Here is a 14129-nt window from a genome sequence, read left to right on the forward strand (position 1 = left end):
ATGACCACCGAGTACATCGAGCCCGAGCAGGCCCTCGCGCTGATCGCGAAGCTCGGCCTGCATGTGCGCGACGAGGGACTGCTCTTCTCCGCTCTGGCGCGACCTGCCGCCGGGATGTTCGGCGTCGATGCGTATCCGACCTTCGCGGAGAAGGCGGCCGCCCTGATGAGCTCCGTCGCCCAGAATCACGCACTGTTCGACGGGAACAAGCGCACGGCGCTCTATCTCACCTTCATCTTTATCCGGCTGAACGGCTACGACCTCACCTTTACGAACGACGAAGCCTTCGAGTTCGTGATCGATGTCGCGCAGAGCCGGATGGATCTCGGGGAGATCTCCAAGGTCCTCGCCGCCCACATCCGTCCGGTGGACGACCGCGGCTGACACCGCGAGCCCCGCGTGGGAGACTGAACACATCATGCGCTTCATCATCCGGGTCGTCGTCAACGCGTTCGCCATCTGGGTCGTCACGCTCATCCCCGTGCTCCAGGTCACGGTGCGCGCCTTCCCGCCGGGCGAGACGCTGCAGCTCGTCCTGACGCTCCTCGCGGTCGGAGCCCTCTTCGCGCTGGTGAACACCATCATCGGCACGGTCGTGAAGATCGTCGCCTTCCCGCTGTACATCATCACGTTCGGCCTCATCGGCTTCCTCATCAACGGCTTCCTGCTCTGGCTGACCGCCTGGATCACCAGCAGCTTCGGATGGGGCCTGACGGTCGAGTCGTTCTGGTGGGGTGTTCTCGCCGCCCTGATCATCTCGATCATCAACGGCATCTTCGGCTTCATCCTGCGCCCGCAGAACAAGCGCTCCCGCCGCGACTGACCCGTCCACCGACGTCTGCCGACGCCGCATGCGGCTCACGGATCGGGGAGCACACGCTCCGCGCGGTACTCGGTGCGGTCGACGGTGACGGCGCGGTCCAGGTCCGCCCAGTAGGCGTCGAGAGCCTCCGCCCGCGGGTCGGCGGAGGCATCCACCATCGCCGCGGTCTCGACATAGTTCTCCAGGGAGTGCGTCTCGAGCGCGAGGTCCTGCTGACCGGCGTCGGGGTCGCCCACCCGGCTCGCGGTGAAGCTGTCGGCCGAGCCTGTGCCCTCCCTCGCCCCTCCCGCGGCGAGCGCGGACACCACGTCGTCGGTGTGCCGAAGCTGCACCAGGGTGTGATCGGCGGAGAGCGTCGGCTCCACGGGGCTTCCAGCGGTGATCTGAGTCGTGACCGCGAACGGGCTCTCCATGGCCAGGTGCGCCGCGATCATCCCACCCTGCGAGTGCGCGACCACATCCACCCGATCCCCGGGCCTCGCACCGGCCGCGGCCAGGGCGTCGAAGGTCGCCTGATACGACGCGGACCGGCCCCCGGTGTAGAGCTCGATGTTCGACTTCATGTCCCACGGTTCCGTCCCGCCGGCCGTGCGGAGCGACATCGAGCGGCTGCCGGCGAGGTAGGCGACGTATCGCGGCGCCTCACCGGGCATCGTGTACTTCTCGATCGCCACCTGCGCCCCGGAGGCGGAGGGCAGTCGGCGGAGCGCACTCGCCAGTCCGCTCGGTGCGCCGGTCGGCCGCGAGCGGGAGGCCACGGAGACGCGTACCGGATCGGCCGTCGCGCCGAGTGCCATTCCCGGTCGGACGCGCCCGAGTCCCGACGTCACCCCTACGAACGCACCGCCCAGGAAGACCGGTGGGAGCAGACCGGCGGCGTCGTACTGGTCGTCGAGGCCGCGGAACCTCCGGGCATCCGCGGTCCGCTCCAGAGTGTCCGCGAGCGTTCCCACACTCCCGTCCGAGGCGAGGAGCCGCGCCAGGCGCGCCTCCACCGCGGCGGCGGCGGCCGCGTCGGTGTGCGCCAGCGCCTCCGCCCGCGCGCGCAGCTCGACGACCTCGTACGCCTCGGCCATCAGGACGAGATCGGCGGCCGTCTTCTCGACGCGGGCCGTCAGCCCGTCCAGCGACGTCGCCACGGACCGCAGCGACCAGGCCGCGGGGGCCAGCTCCGTCCACGCCGCCGTGGCGAGCAGCGCCTCGGCGCGCGCCACGGCATCGGCCACCTCCGCCAACACCGGGACGACGCCCCGCACCCGTACCGCGAGGTCGCGAAGCTGCGCGGTGTCCACGGCGATCGCGCCGCCGTGGTCGATGCTGAGCCCGCTCATGCCGCTTCCGCCTCCCTGCGGCACTGCTGCATCATGGCGCGCACCGGCGCCGCGTCCTCGGACAGCCGCCAGAGCGCCATCCGCAGCGCCTCGACCCCCTCGGATTCCCAGGAGCACGCATCACGCAGGGCCGTCAGCACGGACGCCGCCTCGTCGAGTCGCTCCCCGGCCGCATCCAGCTCGGACAGCACTGCGGCGCGCAGCGCGGGGTCGACACCGGGAGAGAGGGCGGTGAGAGGGAAGGACGACATGGATCCACCCTTTCCCCGCCCTTCGTTCCCCGGCTCCGGATGCGCCTCACACGGGCACGGACCGTGGACAGTCGTCGCCCACACACCACGGTGCAGGAGAGTCGAAGGCGGGTCGCGATCCGGGCGGCGCTGTGCAGGAACCGCATCGACCGGCAGAATGGATCCGTGACAGCCCGAGATCCCTTCCGCGTGATCTTCGTCTGCACCGGCAACATCTGCCGCTCCCCCATGGCGGAGGCCGTGTTCCGGGACCTCGCGGAACGGCAGGGTCTCGGTTCCCGGATCGTCTCCCGCAGCGCGGGCACCGGGGACTGGCATCTCGGGGAGCGCGCCGATCACCGCACCATCGATGCGCTCGCCCGTCGCGGCTACGACGGCTCGCTGCACCGCGCCCGCCAGTTCACCGCCGCGTCCTTCGCCGAGAACGACCTCGTGGTGGCCCTGGACCGCACGCACGAGCGCATCCTCCGCGAATGGGCCAGAGACGAGGACGAGGACGGCAAGGTGACCCTCCTCCTCGCCTTCGATCCCGACGCCTCGACCCACGATGTCCCCGACCCCTACTACGCGGGCCCGGAGATGTTCGATTCGGTGCTCGGTATGATCGAGACGGCGACTCGCGGCTTGTTCCGCCAGCTCGAACCCGCCCTGCGCCTGCCCCGCACGCCCCGAACCTTCGGGGCCTGATCAGGAGGATTCCCCTGACTTTCCAGCCTTCGCTCCCGCCGCAGCCCCTCAGCCCCCTCGACGGCCGCTATCGCGGCGCCGTCACCGGGCTCGCCGACTTCCTCTCCGAGGCCGGACTCAACCGCGCCAGGGTCGAGGTGGAGGTGGAATGGCTGATCGCCCTCACCGACCGCTCGCTGTTCGAGACGAGCCCCCTGTCGGGCGACGACAAGGAGCGCCTGCGCGCGCTCTACCGCGACTTCGGGCAGGCCGAGATCGACTGGCTCGCCGAGAAGGAGGCCGTCACGCAGCACGACGTGAAGGCCATCGAGTACCTCGTGCGCGACCGGCTCGCCACGCTCGGCCTCGACCACATCGCCGAGCTGACGCACTTCGCGGCGACGAGCGAGGACATCAACTCCGCGTCCTACGCGCTCACCGTCAAGCGCGCCGTCGAGGAGGTCTGGCTCCCGGCTCTCGACACCGTGATCGCGAAGCTGCGGGAGCTCGCCGTCGAGCACGCCGACGCCGCCATGCTCTCCCGCACGCACGGGCAGCCCGCCACGCCCTCGACCATGGGCAAGGAGCTCGCGGTCTTCGCCTGGCGCCTCGAGCGCGTGCGCAGCCAGATCGCCGGCTCCGAGTACCTCGCGAAGTTCTCCGGAGCGACCGGCACCTGGTCCGCTCACCTCGCGGCCGACCCGGACGCCGACTGGCCGACCATCGCCCGCGAGTACATCGAAGGGCTCGGTCTCGGGTTCAACCCGCTGACGACGCAGATCGAGTCGCACGACTGGCAGGTGGAGCTGTACGACCGCGTGCGTCACGCCGGCGGTATCCTGCACAACCTGGCGACGGACATCTGGACCTACATCTCGCTCGGCTACTTCGCGCAGATCCCGGTCGCCGGGGCCACCGGCTCGTCGACGATGCCGCACAAGATCAACCCGATCCGCTTCGAGAACGCCGAGGCCAACCTGGAGATCTCGGGCGCTCTGCTCGCCTCGCTCGGCCAGACCCTCGTCACGAGCCGCCTGCAGCGCGACCTCACCGACTCCACCACGCAGCGCAACATCGGCGTCGCATTCGGGCACTCGCTGCTCGCGCTCGACAACCTGCGCCGCGGCCTGAACGCGATCTCGCTGTCGCGCGACGTGTTGCTCGCCGACCTCGACGTGAACTGGGAGGTGCTGGCCGAGGCGATCCAGACGGTGATCCGTGCCGAGGTCGTCGCCGGCCGGTCGAGCATCCAGGACCCGTATGCGCTCCTCAAGGAGCTCACGCGCGGACACCGGGTGGGCGCCGACGACCTCGCCGAGTTCGTGCAGGGCCTGGAGATCGGCGACGCGGCCAAGCAGCGGCTGCTCGCGCTGACCCCCGCGACCTACACCGGTATCGCGGAGCGCCTCGCCCGCTGAGCCCGGGGAGCTAGGAGCCGGACTCCCCGGCGTGCTCCTCGACGCTGTCCTTCGGCATGAACGCGGCGGCGATCAGGGTGAGCACGGCGGTCACGGCGAACGCGACGAACACCCACACCGACGCGTGGATGATCGTGTCGGGGTCGTCGGGTCCCGCGCCCTGCGCGATGACGGCGTTGGAGATCGCCCCGAACACCGCCACCCCCACGGCGCTTCCCGCGGACCGTGCGAACGCGTTCATCCCGGTCACCGCTCCGCGCTCGCCCCAGCCGACCGACGCCTGAGCGGCGATGAGGGTCGGCGCGGCACTCCACCCGAGCCCGAAGCCGAGGAGGAACGCGATGCCGGCGACGACGAACGGGTTCGGCCAGGAGGCGACGGCGGCGAGCGCGACGGCGGCGACCGTGGTGATGCTCATGCCGATCAGGGTGGTGCGGCGGAAGCCGATGCGCAGGTACAGCCGGCCGGCGTTCGCGGCGGCGAGCGGCCAGCCGAGGGTCAGAGCAGCCACCGCGAGACCTGACAGCAGCGGAGCGATGCCGATGGACCCCTCGAGGTAGGCGGGGGCGAAGCTCGTCACCCCGAGCATCAACGCCCCGATGCCGAGCGACACGATGGTCGTCGTGAGGATGAGCCGACGTGTGACGAGGCGCAGATCGACGATCGGCTCCGCGACCCGGCGCTCGACGAACCCGAAGGCCACCAGCGCGACCACCCCGATACCGAAGCAGAGGGCGCTCGGCACCGACAGCCAGGCCCACGCGTTCCCACCCTCCAGCATGCCGAGGATGAGCGCGGTCAACCCGATCGTGAGCAGCACCGCTCCGCCGTAGTCGATGCTGTGCTTCTGCGTCTGCTTCTGCTCCCGGTAGGTGCGCAGCAGCATCCACCCGGCGATCAGACACAGCGGGACGTTGATCCAGAAGATCCATCGCCAGGCGTCGAGCTGCGCGAAGATCCCGCCGAGCGCCGGGCCCACGACCGAGGAGATGGCCCAGACGCTCGCGACGTATCCCTGCACCTTGGCGCGTTCGGCGACCGTGTAGATGTCGCCGACGATGGTCATCGACATCGGCGCGACGGCACCGGCGCCGATGCCCTGGATGATGCGGAACACGATCAGCGCCGGCATGCTCCAGGCGAACCCGCAGAGGATCGATCCGAGCAGGAACAGGGCGATGCCGAGCAGGATGATCGGCTTGCGGCCCACCGTGTCCGCGAAGCGGGAGTAGATGGGCACGCTGACGGCCTGCGCCAGGAGGTACACGGAGAACAGCCACGGGAACTGCTGATAGCTGCCGAGGTCGCGCACGATGCTCGGGACAGCGGTCGCGAGGATGGTCGCGTCGATCGCGATGAGGCCGGTGGCGAGCATGAGCGCGCCGAGGATGGGTCCGCGCTCCGACCGGAGTCCGATGGAGGCGCGGTCGACGGAGGCAGTCACTCCAGGGACAAGCGGAAGGACCTCACCGATATTCCGCCCGTATGACGGATCAGGTCGAGGCGGGGCGTCCCGGCTCGTCGGTGGTGCCGTCACCCTTGCCGTCGTCCTCCGCGTCGTAGAGCACGGGACGGTCGATGGTCTTGGTGACGTCGGCGGGGTCGATCGCGAGCATCAGCATCGCGAGGATCAGGAGCGTCGCGATGAAGGCGCCGCCACCCACGACGAGGCTCAACGCCACGGGGGTGAGACCCTCGTAGGTGCCGTTCGCGATGGCCGTGTTCACGCGGAGGGTGAACGCGCCGGTGGAGACGAGAGTGACCACCATGGCGAACACGCCGCAGCCCAGGGCGATGCCGAGCAGGTGGAGGGGACGCAGGATGTCCCGTCGGGTGGGCTTGTCGTCGCTCATCGCTCTCCTCCGTGCTCCACAGGAGCCGCATCGTTCTCGGGGGCGGGAGCGACGTCATCGGCGTCCGCACGCTTCGGGGTGAGGCCGGCGATGCCGAGGAAGACGGCGACGATGGCCGCATACCCTCCGAACATCCCCACGCCGAGGATGATGCCGGACAGCTGGAACGTGCCCGCCTTCTCGATCGTGTACTCCTGGACGAAGCCCGAGGGGATCAGCAGCAGGACGACGGCGAGGAGCAGGCCGAGAGCCCCGACGGTGATCGCGTCGGTGGCGAGCGCTCCCCCGGCGCGGCGGGCCCGGATGCCGGCGAGCAGCTCGAGGCCACCGCTGAGCACACCCCAGGTGATGAGGACGATGAAGAACATGTCGTCCGTGCGCCACGCGGGCACACCGCTCGCCATACCCGCGATGACGCTGACGACCGCGAGGAGGATCGCCGCCCAGCGCGACCCCGTGGGGAGGACGAGCCAGGCCGCGAGGATGTGCACGAGGGCGGTGACCAGCGCGAAGCCGCTGAAGACGGCGAGACCGACCGCGGCGGAGTGATCCGAGGAGAAGGTGATCATCAGGGCGGCGACGGCCGCGAACAACGCGCGCAGCAATTGCACGTGGCGCATGGTGAACGCGCGAGCAGGGGCAGACATAACGGCCAGATCCTCCGGGGTTTCCCCCCAGTCTACGCGGGGCCGCGAGCCGCACGCGCCCGGGGATGCTCGTGAAGCCCGGCGGATCTCCCCAGATCGATTGCCGGGCTTCACGACATACGCAGCAAGGGGGGCATCACTGCGTCGGGCCGCTGTCGCCGGGTCGGGCACCCTCCCCGCGACATCGCAGCCCCGTGACCCACATGCCCACCTGGTCCCCTGAGGTGCGCGCGTGCGGTCTTATGCTCACTGTAGAGGTGTGTTCTTCACATACCGGGCGGGGGCTGTGATGGGTTTTGGGGACGGCGAGAGGAGAGCGGCGACGCCGGACGCGTTCGCCGCGGCACTGCGCGATGCGATCAATGCGAGACCGGTGACGCTGTCGTGGTTGCAGCGGCAGCTCCGCGACCGGGGCAACCGCGTCTCGATGGCCACGCTGAGCTACTGGCGCTCGGGGGCCCGTCGCCCGGAAGGACCGCAGTCCCTCGCCGCCCTCGCCGACATCGAGGACCTGCTGTGCCTCGAATCCGGGGCGTTGAGCCGTCTCCTCCGTCCGCACCGCACAGGACCCCTGGGACCGCAGGGGTTCCCGCTGGAGCAGGTCGACATGGAACGGGCCGTCCGCGAGGTCTACGCCGCCCTCGGCGCCACGTACCCGGACCCGTCGCGGGAGCTCACCGTCCATTCCGTCACGGACGTCGACGCCGACGGCGAGGTGTCCTCCTGCCTCACCCGCAGCATCGTGCAGTCGACGAGCGGCGTGATCACCGCCATCCCCGTCCTCGACCTCACCCCCGGCGTGCCCGGGCCTCCGCCGCGGCTCACGGCCGTGGCCGGCGGACGGGTCACCGCGCGCTACTCCCACCCGAACGGCGAGGCGCACGGTGCGCTGATCGAACTCGACGTCCCGCTCGCAGCCCCGGACACCGCGGTGCTCGAGTGGTCGGTGCAGTACGAGCCGGGCCACCCGTCGGATCGCGAGACCGGACACGCCCTGTCCCGCCAGGCCCGGGAGGTCCTGGTGTGGACGCGCTTCCACCCGGATGCCGTCCCGGACTGGTGCGACGAGCTCGTCGAGACCGCCGGAGGCACCGTCGTCACCGCGCTCCCCCGACCTCGGGGCACGTCGGTGCATCAGGTCCGTCGGGCGTTCGGCCCCGGCGCCCTCGGTCTGCGCTGGGGGTACGGTCCTCGCGGAGGCGATCAGCCCGGCTGATCCCCCGTCGCGACCGGCCGCCCCGGGGTGTTCGACCACTGGCTCCAGGAGCCGGGGAAGACCTTCGCCGGGATGCCGACCTCGTGGAGCACCAGAGCCGTGTGCGCCGCCGTGACTCCCGACCCGCAGTAGGCCGCCACCGGCGTCTCCGGGGTGACCCCGACCTCGGCGAGCGTCGCCAGCACCGTGTCACGGTCGCGGATGCGCCCGTTGTCGTCGAGGTGCCGCGTGGTGGGGAGGTTCCGGGCGCCGGGGATGTGCCCGGCGATCGGGTCGAGCGGCTCGGTCTCGCCGCGGTAGCGCTCCGGGGCGCGGACGTCGAGCAGCACCCCGGTCTCCGGGAACGCCTCCGCCTCATCGATCGAGAGGGCGTCCTGGCCCGGATCCGCGAGGACGACATCGCCGGTCTCCGGCACGACGTCGTCGGTCGCCAGGTCGTATCCGGCCGCGGTCCACGCGCGCAGCCCGCCGTCGAGCACCCGGACGTCGACCCCTGCCTGCCGCAGCAGCCACCACGCCCGGGCCGCCGCGAGTCCCTTGGTGTCGTCGTAGGCGACGACCGTGTCTCCCTGCCGCACACCCCATCGCCGGGCCGCCGCCTGCAGGGTCTCCGTCGAGGGGAGCGGATGGCGGCCCTCGGTCGGTGCCCCGGGTGTGGAGAGCTCCTGATCCAACGACGCGAACACCGCGCCGGGGATGTGGCCGGAGCGATAGTCGCCCGGGCCCGCCTCTGGGCGGTCGAGGCGCCAGCGCACGTCGATGACCCGGATCGGGGCGCCGTTCTCGAGGAGGTCGTGGAGCTCGGTCGCGGTGACGAAGTGACTCATGGTGCGAGGCTACCGAGTGCGCGGCGCTCCCCGTCTGCCTCCGTCACGGACGGACACGGTCATCGCCTCCCGACGGTTGCGGGAATAGCCGCGCGTCTCCGGCGTTTCCCCTCACATGATTGAAACTTCAACGGTCGCCGCGGAGCGCACCCGCGTGCGGGTGCCCCTGCGCTTCGCGGACGGCTTCGGCACGACGGCCGACGTCGTGACCTTCGACGGACTCGTGGACGGCCGCGAGCACCTGCTGCTCGGCCTGGGCGACTGGCAGGCCGCCCTCGATCGCGCCGTCGACGGCGGGGTCGCGCCCCTCGTCCGCCCGCACAGCGAGTGCCTCACCGGTGACGTGTTCGGCTCGGAGCGCTGCGACTGCGGACCGCAGCTGCGGGAGGCCGTGGAGCGGATCGCCGCGGAGGGCGGCTTCCTCCTCTACCTGCGGCAGGAGGGCCGCGGCATCGGGCTCTACGCCAAGCTCGACGCCTACGCGCTGCAGGACGCCGGGCTCGACACCTACGAGGCGAACGTGGCCCTCGGCCGCGGCGAGGACGAGCGGGACTACACGGTGGCGGCCCAGATGCTGCGAGCGCTGGGCGTGGACCGCATCCGCCTGCTCAGCAACAACCCCGACAAGGCCGCGCAGCTCGACGGGCTCGGAATCCAGGTCACCGAGCGCGTCCGCACCGAGGTGCACCTCTCCGCAGCCAACTCGCGCTACCTCCAGGCGAAGCGCGACCACACGGCCCACACGATCGACCTGACCGCGGCGTGACCTCCGAGGAGCACGACATGAACGAGGCGCGGCACCCGCGGCGGCTCGACGACGACGAGCTCGCGACCTGGCTGCCGATCATCCGGTTCGTCCAGCTGCTGCCGCAGGTCCTCGACCGGGCGCTGAAGGACGAGGTCGGGCTCAACCACGCCCGCTACGCGATCCTCGTCACCCTCGCCGGCCAGGGTGAGGACGCCGTCACCATGACCGAGCTCGCGCGCATCGCCGGACTCAGCCGGTCGCGCCTGAGCCACGCCCTGGACTCGCTGGAGGAGCGCGGGTGGGTGGAACGGACCTCGTGCAGCACGGACAAGCGCACCCTCTCCGCGACGCTGACCCCGGCCGGACGGGACATGCTCCGCGCGGCCGCACCGGTCCACGTGGCCCAGATCCGCGAGCTCATCCTCGACCCGCTGTCCGCGGAGGATCGGCAGCGGCTGCAGGACATCCTGGGGGCGCTGCTGCCGGGCGTCACGGCCGCGCTCTGAGCCGCGTTCTGCTCTGAGCAGAACGTCTCGATCGCCCCGCGGGCGGCGGCTTATCGTGAGGCATGGCCGACATCGTCCCGTTCCCCCGCGCCCCGCATCCCGTCCGTCCGCCGTCCAACGGACCCGAACCGCTGTGGCGCGAGATGCTCGGCGATCAGCTGCGACGGCGACGCCATGACCGCGGGGAGACACTCAGCGAGACCGCGGAGAAGGCCGGCGTCTCGCCGCAGTACCTCTCCGAGGTCGAGCGCGGCCGGAAGGAGCCGTCCAGCGAGATGATCGCCGCGATCGCCGGCGCGCTGGACTCCTCCCTCGTGGAGCTCACGAGCGCGGTCGCCGAGGAGCTTCGTCAGGGCACCCCCGCCGCGGCGGCGGTGTCGACCTCCCGCGGCGCCTTCGCTCTGGCCGCCTGACCCCTGTCACCTGCACGACCGGAGTCCGGGTGCACGACGGATCTCGGGAATCCGTCGTGCACCCGTCACCTCATCGTGCATCCGGATCACGGGGACCGAGCACGGTGTCGATGAGGCCGTACTCGAGAGCGGCGGCGGCGGTGAAGACCCGGTCCCGGTCGGTGTCGACGCGGAGCTCCGCGAGCGCGCGACCGCTGTGCCGGGCCAGGATCGACTCCATGTCGGCCCGCACCCGCACGACCTCGTCGGCCGCGAGGATGAGGTCCGGGATGGCTCCGCGTGACTGCCCGGCCGGCTGATGCAGCACGATGCGCGCGTGGGCGAGGGCCGCCCGCTCCCCCGGCGCTCCCGCCGCGACCAGGAGCGCCGCCGGACCGATGGCCTGGCCGACGCAGGTCGTCGCGATCCGCGGGCGGATGTGCTGCATGGTGTCGTAGATCGCCAGCGCGGCACCGGGATCCCCACCCTCGCTGTTGATGTAGAACTGCACGCCGGTCTCCGGGCTGTCCGCGTCGAGGTGCAGGAGCTGCGCGATGAGGGCGTTGGCCACCCCCGCGTCGATCCCGGTGCCGAGATAGATGACGCGCTCGGCGAGCAGATGCGAGTAGACGTCCATGACGCGCTCACCCCGCGGATGCTGCGCGATGACGTGGGGGATCGTGTAGCTGCTCATACGTCCGCCCCCAGTCCCACCCGCGCCCGACGGCGGGGCATGATCTCCGCCGCGGATCGCACGATCTCGTCGATGAACCCGTAGCCCTGCGCCTCGGCCGCGGTGTACCAGCGATCGTGGAGGGAGTCCTCGAAGATCCGCGCGAGGGGCTGGCCGGTGTCGTCGGCGATGAGGCCGAGGACGGTGTCGCGCATGTGCCGGAGGTCGTCGGCCTGCGCCTCGATCTCCACCGCCGATCCGCCGATCCCCGCCGAGCCCTGGTGCATGAGGATCCGGGCGTGCGGGAGAGCGCGCCGCTTGCCCTTCGTCCCCGCGGAGAGCAGGAACTGTCCCGCGCTGCAGGCGAGGCCGAGGGCGAGGGTGGAAACGTCGTTGGGGATGAGGTGCATGAGGTCGCGGATCGCCAGCATCGACGGCACAGAGCCGCCCGGCGAGTGGATCCAGAGGGCGATGTCGGTCGTCGGGTCCTCCGCGGCGAGGCCGAGGAGCTGGGTCATCAGGAGGGTGCCGTTGTCGTCGTCGAGGGCGCCGTCGAGGACGAGCACCCGTTCGTGGAACAGGGCGCGCCGGGCCTCGGGGCCGAACTGCGGGAGAGGGGTGTCTTCGCTCATGTCCCCAGCATCCGGCTCCGGTCATGACCGCGGGCGCGAATCCGCCCGGAGCAGATCCGCTGTGAGCGGCGGCGCGTGCACCCGTCCGAAAACCCGGCGTAACACCGCCGACGCACGAGCCGCCTAGCCTCGGGGCATGGCGAAACAGAAAGCACCGGCATGGCAGTCCGAGGACGGCCTGAACTTCCGCACCCGCAAGTGGGTGCGCCCGGAAGACCTCAACGCGAACGGCACGCTGTTCGGCGGGAGCCTGCTGAAGTGGATCGACGAGGAGGCGGCGATCTACGCGATCGTGCAGCTCGGCAACTACCGCGTCGTCACCCGGCACATCTCCGCCATCACGTTCGAGGCATCGGCGGTGCAGGGCGACCTCATCGAGATCGGGCTGCAGGCCACGCGCTTCGGTACGACGTCGCTCACGATGCGGGCCGTCGCGCGCAACATGATCACCCGCAAGCGCATCCTCACCATCGACGAGATCGTGTTCGTCAGCATCGGTGAGGACGGCCTGCCGACCCCGCACGGTTACGACGAGATCACCTACGATCGCGACCGCATGCCCACCGAGCGCATCGCCACCGGCACGATCCCCCTCCCGAAGCGCTGACCCGCGCTCGCCGACCCACCCCCTTGCGGTCGACCCACCCCCGAAAGTGCGTCACTTACGGGGGTGGGTCGCGCGGAAGGGGGTGGGTCGACGATCAGCGGTGGGTGACGCGGTGGCCGATCCAGAACCCGATCGCGATCAGGCCGACGAGACCGATCCCGAGGATCCACGGGAGCAGAGAGGGCGCGGCGCCCGCCGTGGCCGTCGCGAGGGTGCCCGAACCGTCGGCGATACGTCCGTTGCCGGCCGCGAGGTCGGCGGCACCGGCGTCGAGCCTCGCGCCTCCGCTCGCAAGGGCCCCGGAGCCCTCGGCCACCGCGTCGGCGCCGGTGCGGAGTTCGCTCATCCCGGATCGGAGGTCACCGGCACCCGACTGCAGCGCGCCGACGCCCGTGGCCAGAGACCCGGCGCCGTCGTCGAGCCGCGCCGCGCCGGCGCTGAGCTCCGCGGTGCCGGAGTACAGCGACGACGCCCCGGTCGAGAGGGTCTGCAGCCCGGACGAGAGATCCGCCGCGCCCGCCGCGAGCCGGGAGGTGCCGTCCTGCAGCGTCTGCGCTCCGGCGACCAGGGCGGGAGCGCCCTTCGGGGAGACCAGCGCCACGGTCCCCGGCCAGCCCTTCGAGGAGTCCCCGTTGATGAGCGCGCCGACGCCTGCCGTGACGCGAGCGGAGCCGTCGGCGGCGCCGATGAGTCCCTGTGCGAGGCCCGGAGCAGCCGCGGCGGGGGCGGCCAGCGCGCCGACCTGCTTCTCGACACCGGCGGCGAGCGTCGCGAGCTGCTGGAGCTGCACGTCATCAGGGTGTGCGGCGAGGAGACCTTGCAGACCGGCCGCGAGCGTCCGCGCATTGCCGGGAGCGCTCGTGGCGACGCCCGTCAGCAGCGTCTGCGTGTCCGGATGGGCGAGCTTCTGCACGTCGGCGCTCACTCCGGCGCGCAGCGTGGTGCTCAGAGTCGTCGCGCCCTCGAGCACGCCGTTCGCGTACCGGTGCGCGCCGTCGACGCCCGCGGCGAGCGTGGTCGCTCCCGCGACGAGCTCTCGGGCCCCGGCATCCGCCGCCGCCATCTTCGCCGCGAGCTCCTGCGACCCGGCGAGCGCCGTCTGCGCTCCGCCGCTCACTCGTCCTGCACCGTCGAGAGCGGTGGCGGCTCCCGCCGCGAGGGTTCCGGCGCCCTCGGCGAGCGTCGTGGCGCCCGCGGCGGCCGTCGTCGCCCCGTCGCTCAGCTTCTCGGAGCCCTGCTGCGCCGTCGCCGTGCCTGCCGCGAGATCCTGCGTGCCCGCGGCCAGGTCGTCGGCTCCCGCGGCGAGGTCGGAGGCACCGGCGGCGAGGTCCGCGGATCCGCCCCGCGCGGTGGTCGTGCCGTCCGCGAGCTCGGCGGCCCCAGCGGAGACCTTGCTCATCGTGGCGAAGAACAGCAGCACCATCGCCGCCAGCAGAAGACTGAGGACGATCACGGCGATGCGCATGCCGAGGCCGTGCGCGTGGGTCTTTTCACTCGTCATTGAGGACTCCCGAGGTCAGTGGCGTCGTTGCCACCCGC

The 14129-nt window shown here is 71.4% G+C and carries 18 protein-coding genes; 9 read left to right on the forward strand and 9 right to left on the reverse strand.

The window, feature by feature from the left end; genetic code table 11:
- Positions 1–384, forward strand: coding sequence for a type II toxin-antitoxin system death-on-curing family toxin (locus tag AB0310_RS09400; protein WP_366237092.1), 384 nt, complete (start codon positions 1–3; stop codon positions 382–384).
- 34 nt (positions 385–418) lie between these two features.
- On the forward strand, positions 419–823 hold the full coding sequence (locus AB0310_RS09405; RefSeq protein ID WP_187662697.1) for a phage holin family protein: 405 nt from the start codon (positions 419–421) through the stop codon (positions 821–823).
- Between the two features lie 35 nt (positions 824–858).
- Here the strand turns inward: AB0310_RS09405 and AB0310_RS09410 are convergent, their stop codons facing one another.
- Together AB0310_RS09410 and AB0310_RS09415 are read right to left on the reverse strand one after the other, a co-directional pair.
- Entirely contained in the window at positions 859–2154 is a 1296-nt protein-coding gene (locus AB0310_RS09410; protein ID WP_366237093.1) for a hypothetical protein, read from the reverse strand.
- A complete protein-coding gene (locus AB0310_RS09415; protein WP_187662699.1) occupies positions 2151–2405 on the reverse strand; it encodes a hypothetical protein in 255 nt (84 codons plus the stop codon). The genes AB0310_RS09410 and AB0310_RS09415 overlap by 4 nt, the downstream gene beginning before the upstream one ends.
- Positions 2406–2570: 165 nt before the next feature.
- On the opposite strand from AB0310_RS09415, the gene AB0310_RS09420 reads away from it, so the two are divergent.
- A complete protein-coding gene (locus tag AB0310_RS09420) occupies positions 2571–3092 on the forward strand; it encodes a low molecular weight protein-tyrosine-phosphatase (RefSeq protein ID WP_187662700.1) in 522 nt (173 codons plus the stop codon).
- Between the two features lie 14 nt (positions 3093–3106).
- Positions 3107–4489, forward strand: coding sequence for an adenylosuccinate lyase (purB, locus tag AB0310_RS09425; RefSeq protein WP_259952724.1), 1383 nt, complete (start codon positions 3107–3109; stop codon positions 4487–4489).
- A 10-nt stretch (positions 4490–4499) separates the two neighbouring features.
- On the opposite strand, the gene AB0310_RS09430 is transcribed toward purB, so the two are convergent.
- Genes AB0310_RS09430 through AB0310_RS09440 form a run of 3 tightly spaced genes read right to left on the reverse strand, consistent with a single transcriptional unit; the run spans position 4500 to position 6989 of the window.
- Positions 4500–5933: an MFS transporter gene (locus AB0310_RS09430; RefSeq protein ID WP_366237094.1), complete on the reverse strand. Its 1434-nt coding sequence runs from the start codon at positions 5931–5933 to the stop codon at positions 4500–4502.
- Positions 5934–5982: 49 nt separating this feature from the next.
- Entirely contained in the window at positions 5983–6342 is a 360-nt protein-coding gene (locus AB0310_RS09435) for a hypothetical protein (RefSeq protein ID WP_187662702.1), read from the reverse strand.
- The gene (locus AB0310_RS09440; protein ID WP_259952631.1) at positions 6339–6989 is read right to left on the reverse strand and encodes an acyl-CoA synthetase; all 651 of its coding nucleotides are present in this window, start codon (positions 6987–6989) and stop codon (positions 6339–6341) included. Before AB0310_RS09440 ends, AB0310_RS09435 begins: the two co-directional genes overlap by 4 nt.
- Positions 6990–7278: 289 nt before the next feature.
- Here AB0310_RS09440 and AB0310_RS09445 point away from each other — a divergent pair, with 289 nt between their 5' ends.
- Positions 7279–8205, forward strand: coding sequence for a hypothetical protein (locus tag AB0310_RS09445; protein WP_268776915.1), 927 nt, complete (start codon positions 7279–7281; stop codon positions 8203–8205).
- Here the strand turns inward: AB0310_RS09445 and AB0310_RS09450 are convergent.
- The gene (locus tag AB0310_RS09450) at positions 8193–9032 is read right to left on the reverse strand and encodes a sulfurtransferase (protein WP_187662705.1); all 840 of its coding nucleotides are present in this window, start codon (positions 9030–9032) and stop codon (positions 8193–8195) included. The two genes, AB0310_RS09445 and AB0310_RS09450, sit on opposite strands and share 13 nt — an antisense overlap.
- Positions 9033–9147: 115 nt before the next feature.
- Between AB0310_RS09450 and AB0310_RS09455 the strand changes: the two genes are divergently transcribed.
- The 3 genes from AB0310_RS09455 to AB0310_RS09465 all read left to right on the forward strand — a co-directional run bounded on the left by AB0310_RS09455 (position 9148) and on the right by AB0310_RS09465 (position 10699).
- The gene (locus AB0310_RS09455) at positions 9148–9798 is read left to right on the forward strand and encodes a GTP cyclohydrolase II (RefSeq protein ID WP_268776914.1); all 651 of its coding nucleotides are present in this window, start codon (positions 9148–9150) and stop codon (positions 9796–9798) included.
- A gap of 17 nt (positions 9799–9815) precedes the next feature.
- Entirely contained in the window at positions 9816–10286 is a 471-nt protein-coding gene (locus AB0310_RS09460; RefSeq protein WP_366237095.1) for a MarR family winged helix-turn-helix transcriptional regulator, read from the forward strand.
- A gap of 62 nt (positions 10287–10348) precedes the next feature.
- Positions 10349–10699 (forward strand): helix-turn-helix domain-containing protein, encoded by a 351-nt coding sequence (locus tag AB0310_RS09465; protein WP_366237096.1) that lies wholly within the window; start codon positions 10349–10351, stop codon positions 10697–10699.
- Positions 10700–10769: 70 nt separating this feature from the next.
- Here the strand turns inward: AB0310_RS09465 and AB0310_RS09470 are convergent, their stop codons facing one another.
- Positions 10770–11372, reverse strand: coding sequence for a ClpP family protease (locus AB0310_RS09470; RefSeq protein ID WP_280569888.1), 603 nt, complete (start codon positions 11370–11372; stop codon positions 10770–10772).
- Positions 11369–11983, reverse strand: coding sequence for a ClpP family protease (locus AB0310_RS09475; RefSeq protein WP_187662710.1), 615 nt, complete (start codon positions 11981–11983; stop codon positions 11369–11371). Before AB0310_RS09475 ends, AB0310_RS09470 begins: the two co-directional genes overlap by 4 nt.
- A gap of 136 nt (positions 11984–12119) precedes the next feature.
- Here AB0310_RS09475 and AB0310_RS09480 point away from each other — a divergent pair, with 136 nt between their 5' ends.
- Positions 12120–12590 carry an acyl-CoA thioesterase gene (locus AB0310_RS09480; protein ID WP_081811533.1) on the forward strand — a complete coding sequence of 157 codons (471 nt, stop codon included), beginning with the start codon at positions 12120–12122 and terminating at the stop codon, positions 12588–12590.
- Positions 12591–12684: 94 nt separating this feature from the next.
- Here the strand turns inward: AB0310_RS09480 and AB0310_RS09485 are convergent, their stop codons facing one another.
- Positions 12685–14091: a hypothetical protein gene (locus AB0310_RS09485; protein ID WP_366237097.1), complete on the reverse strand. Its 1407-nt coding sequence runs from the start codon at positions 14089–14091 to the stop codon at positions 12685–12687.
- Positions 14092–14129 lie beyond the last annotated feature (38 nt).

This window comes from Microbacterium meiriae, from assembly GCF_040702565.1.
Taxonomy (GTDB): domain Bacteria; phylum Actinomycetota; class Actinomycetes; order Actinomycetales; family Microbacteriaceae; genus Microbacterium; species Microbacterium meiriae.

What these genes read in the sequence shown, in the direction of transcription:
- AB0310_RS09400 (WP_366237092.1), top strand. Translation starts at nt 1, where the DNA reads ATGACCACCGAGTACATCGAGCCCGAGCAGGCCCTCGCGCTGATCGCG.
- AB0310_RS09405 (WP_187662697.1), top strand. Translation starts at nt 419, where the DNA reads ATGCGCTTCATCATCCGGGTCGTCGTCAACGCGTTCGCCATCTGGGTC.
- AB0310_RS09410 (WP_366237093.1), bottom strand. Translation starts at nt 2,154, where the DNA reads ATGAGCGGGCTCAGCATCGACCACGGCGGCGCGATCGCCGTGGACACC.
- AB0310_RS09415 (WP_187662699.1), bottom strand. Translation starts at nt 2,405, where the DNA reads ATGTCGTCCTTCCCTCTCACCGCCCTCTCTCCCGGTGTCGACCCCGCG.
- AB0310_RS09435 (WP_187662702.1), bottom strand. Translation starts at nt 6,342, where the DNA reads ATGAGCGACGACAAGCCCACCCGACGGGACATCCTGCGTCCCCTCCAC.
- AB0310_RS09440 (WP_259952631.1), bottom strand. Translation starts at nt 6,989, where the DNA reads ATGTCTGCCCCTGCTCGCGCGTTCACCATGCGCCACGTGCAATTGCTG.
- AB0310_RS09445 (WP_268776915.1), top strand. Translation starts at nt 7,279, where the DNA reads ATGGGTTTTGGGGACGGCGAGAGGAGAGCGGCGACGCCGGACGCGTTC.
- AB0310_RS09450 (WP_187662705.1), bottom strand. Translation starts at nt 9,032, where the DNA reads ATGAGTCACTTCGTCACCGCGACCGAGCTCCACGACCTCCTCGAGAAC.
- AB0310_RS09455 (WP_268776914.1), top strand. Translation starts at nt 9,148, where the DNA reads ATGATTGAAACTTCAACGGTCGCCGCGGAGCGCACCCGCGTGCGGGTG.
- AB0310_RS09460 (WP_366237095.1), top strand. Translation starts at nt 9,816, where the DNA reads ATGAACGAGGCGCGGCACCCGCGGCGGCTCGACGACGACGAGCTCGCG.
- AB0310_RS09465 (WP_366237096.1), top strand. Translation starts at nt 10,349, where the DNA reads ATGGCCGACATCGTCCCGTTCCCCCGCGCCCCGCATCCCGTCCGTCCG.
- AB0310_RS09470 (WP_280569888.1), bottom strand. Translation starts at nt 11,372, where the DNA reads ATGAGCAGCTACACGATCCCCCACGTCATCGCGCAGCATCCGCGGGGT.
- AB0310_RS09475 (WP_187662710.1), bottom strand. Translation starts at nt 11,983, where the DNA reads ATGAGCGAAGACACCCCTCTCCCGCAGTTCGGCCCCGAGGCCCGGCGC.
- AB0310_RS09480 (WP_081811533.1), top strand. Translation starts at nt 12,120, where the DNA reads ATGGCGAAACAGAAAGCACCGGCATGGCAGTCCGAGGACGGCCTGAAC.
- AB0310_RS09485 (WP_366237097.1), bottom strand. Translation starts at nt 14,091, where the DNA reads ATGACGAGTGAAAAGACCCACGCGCACGGCCTCGGCATGCGCATCGCC.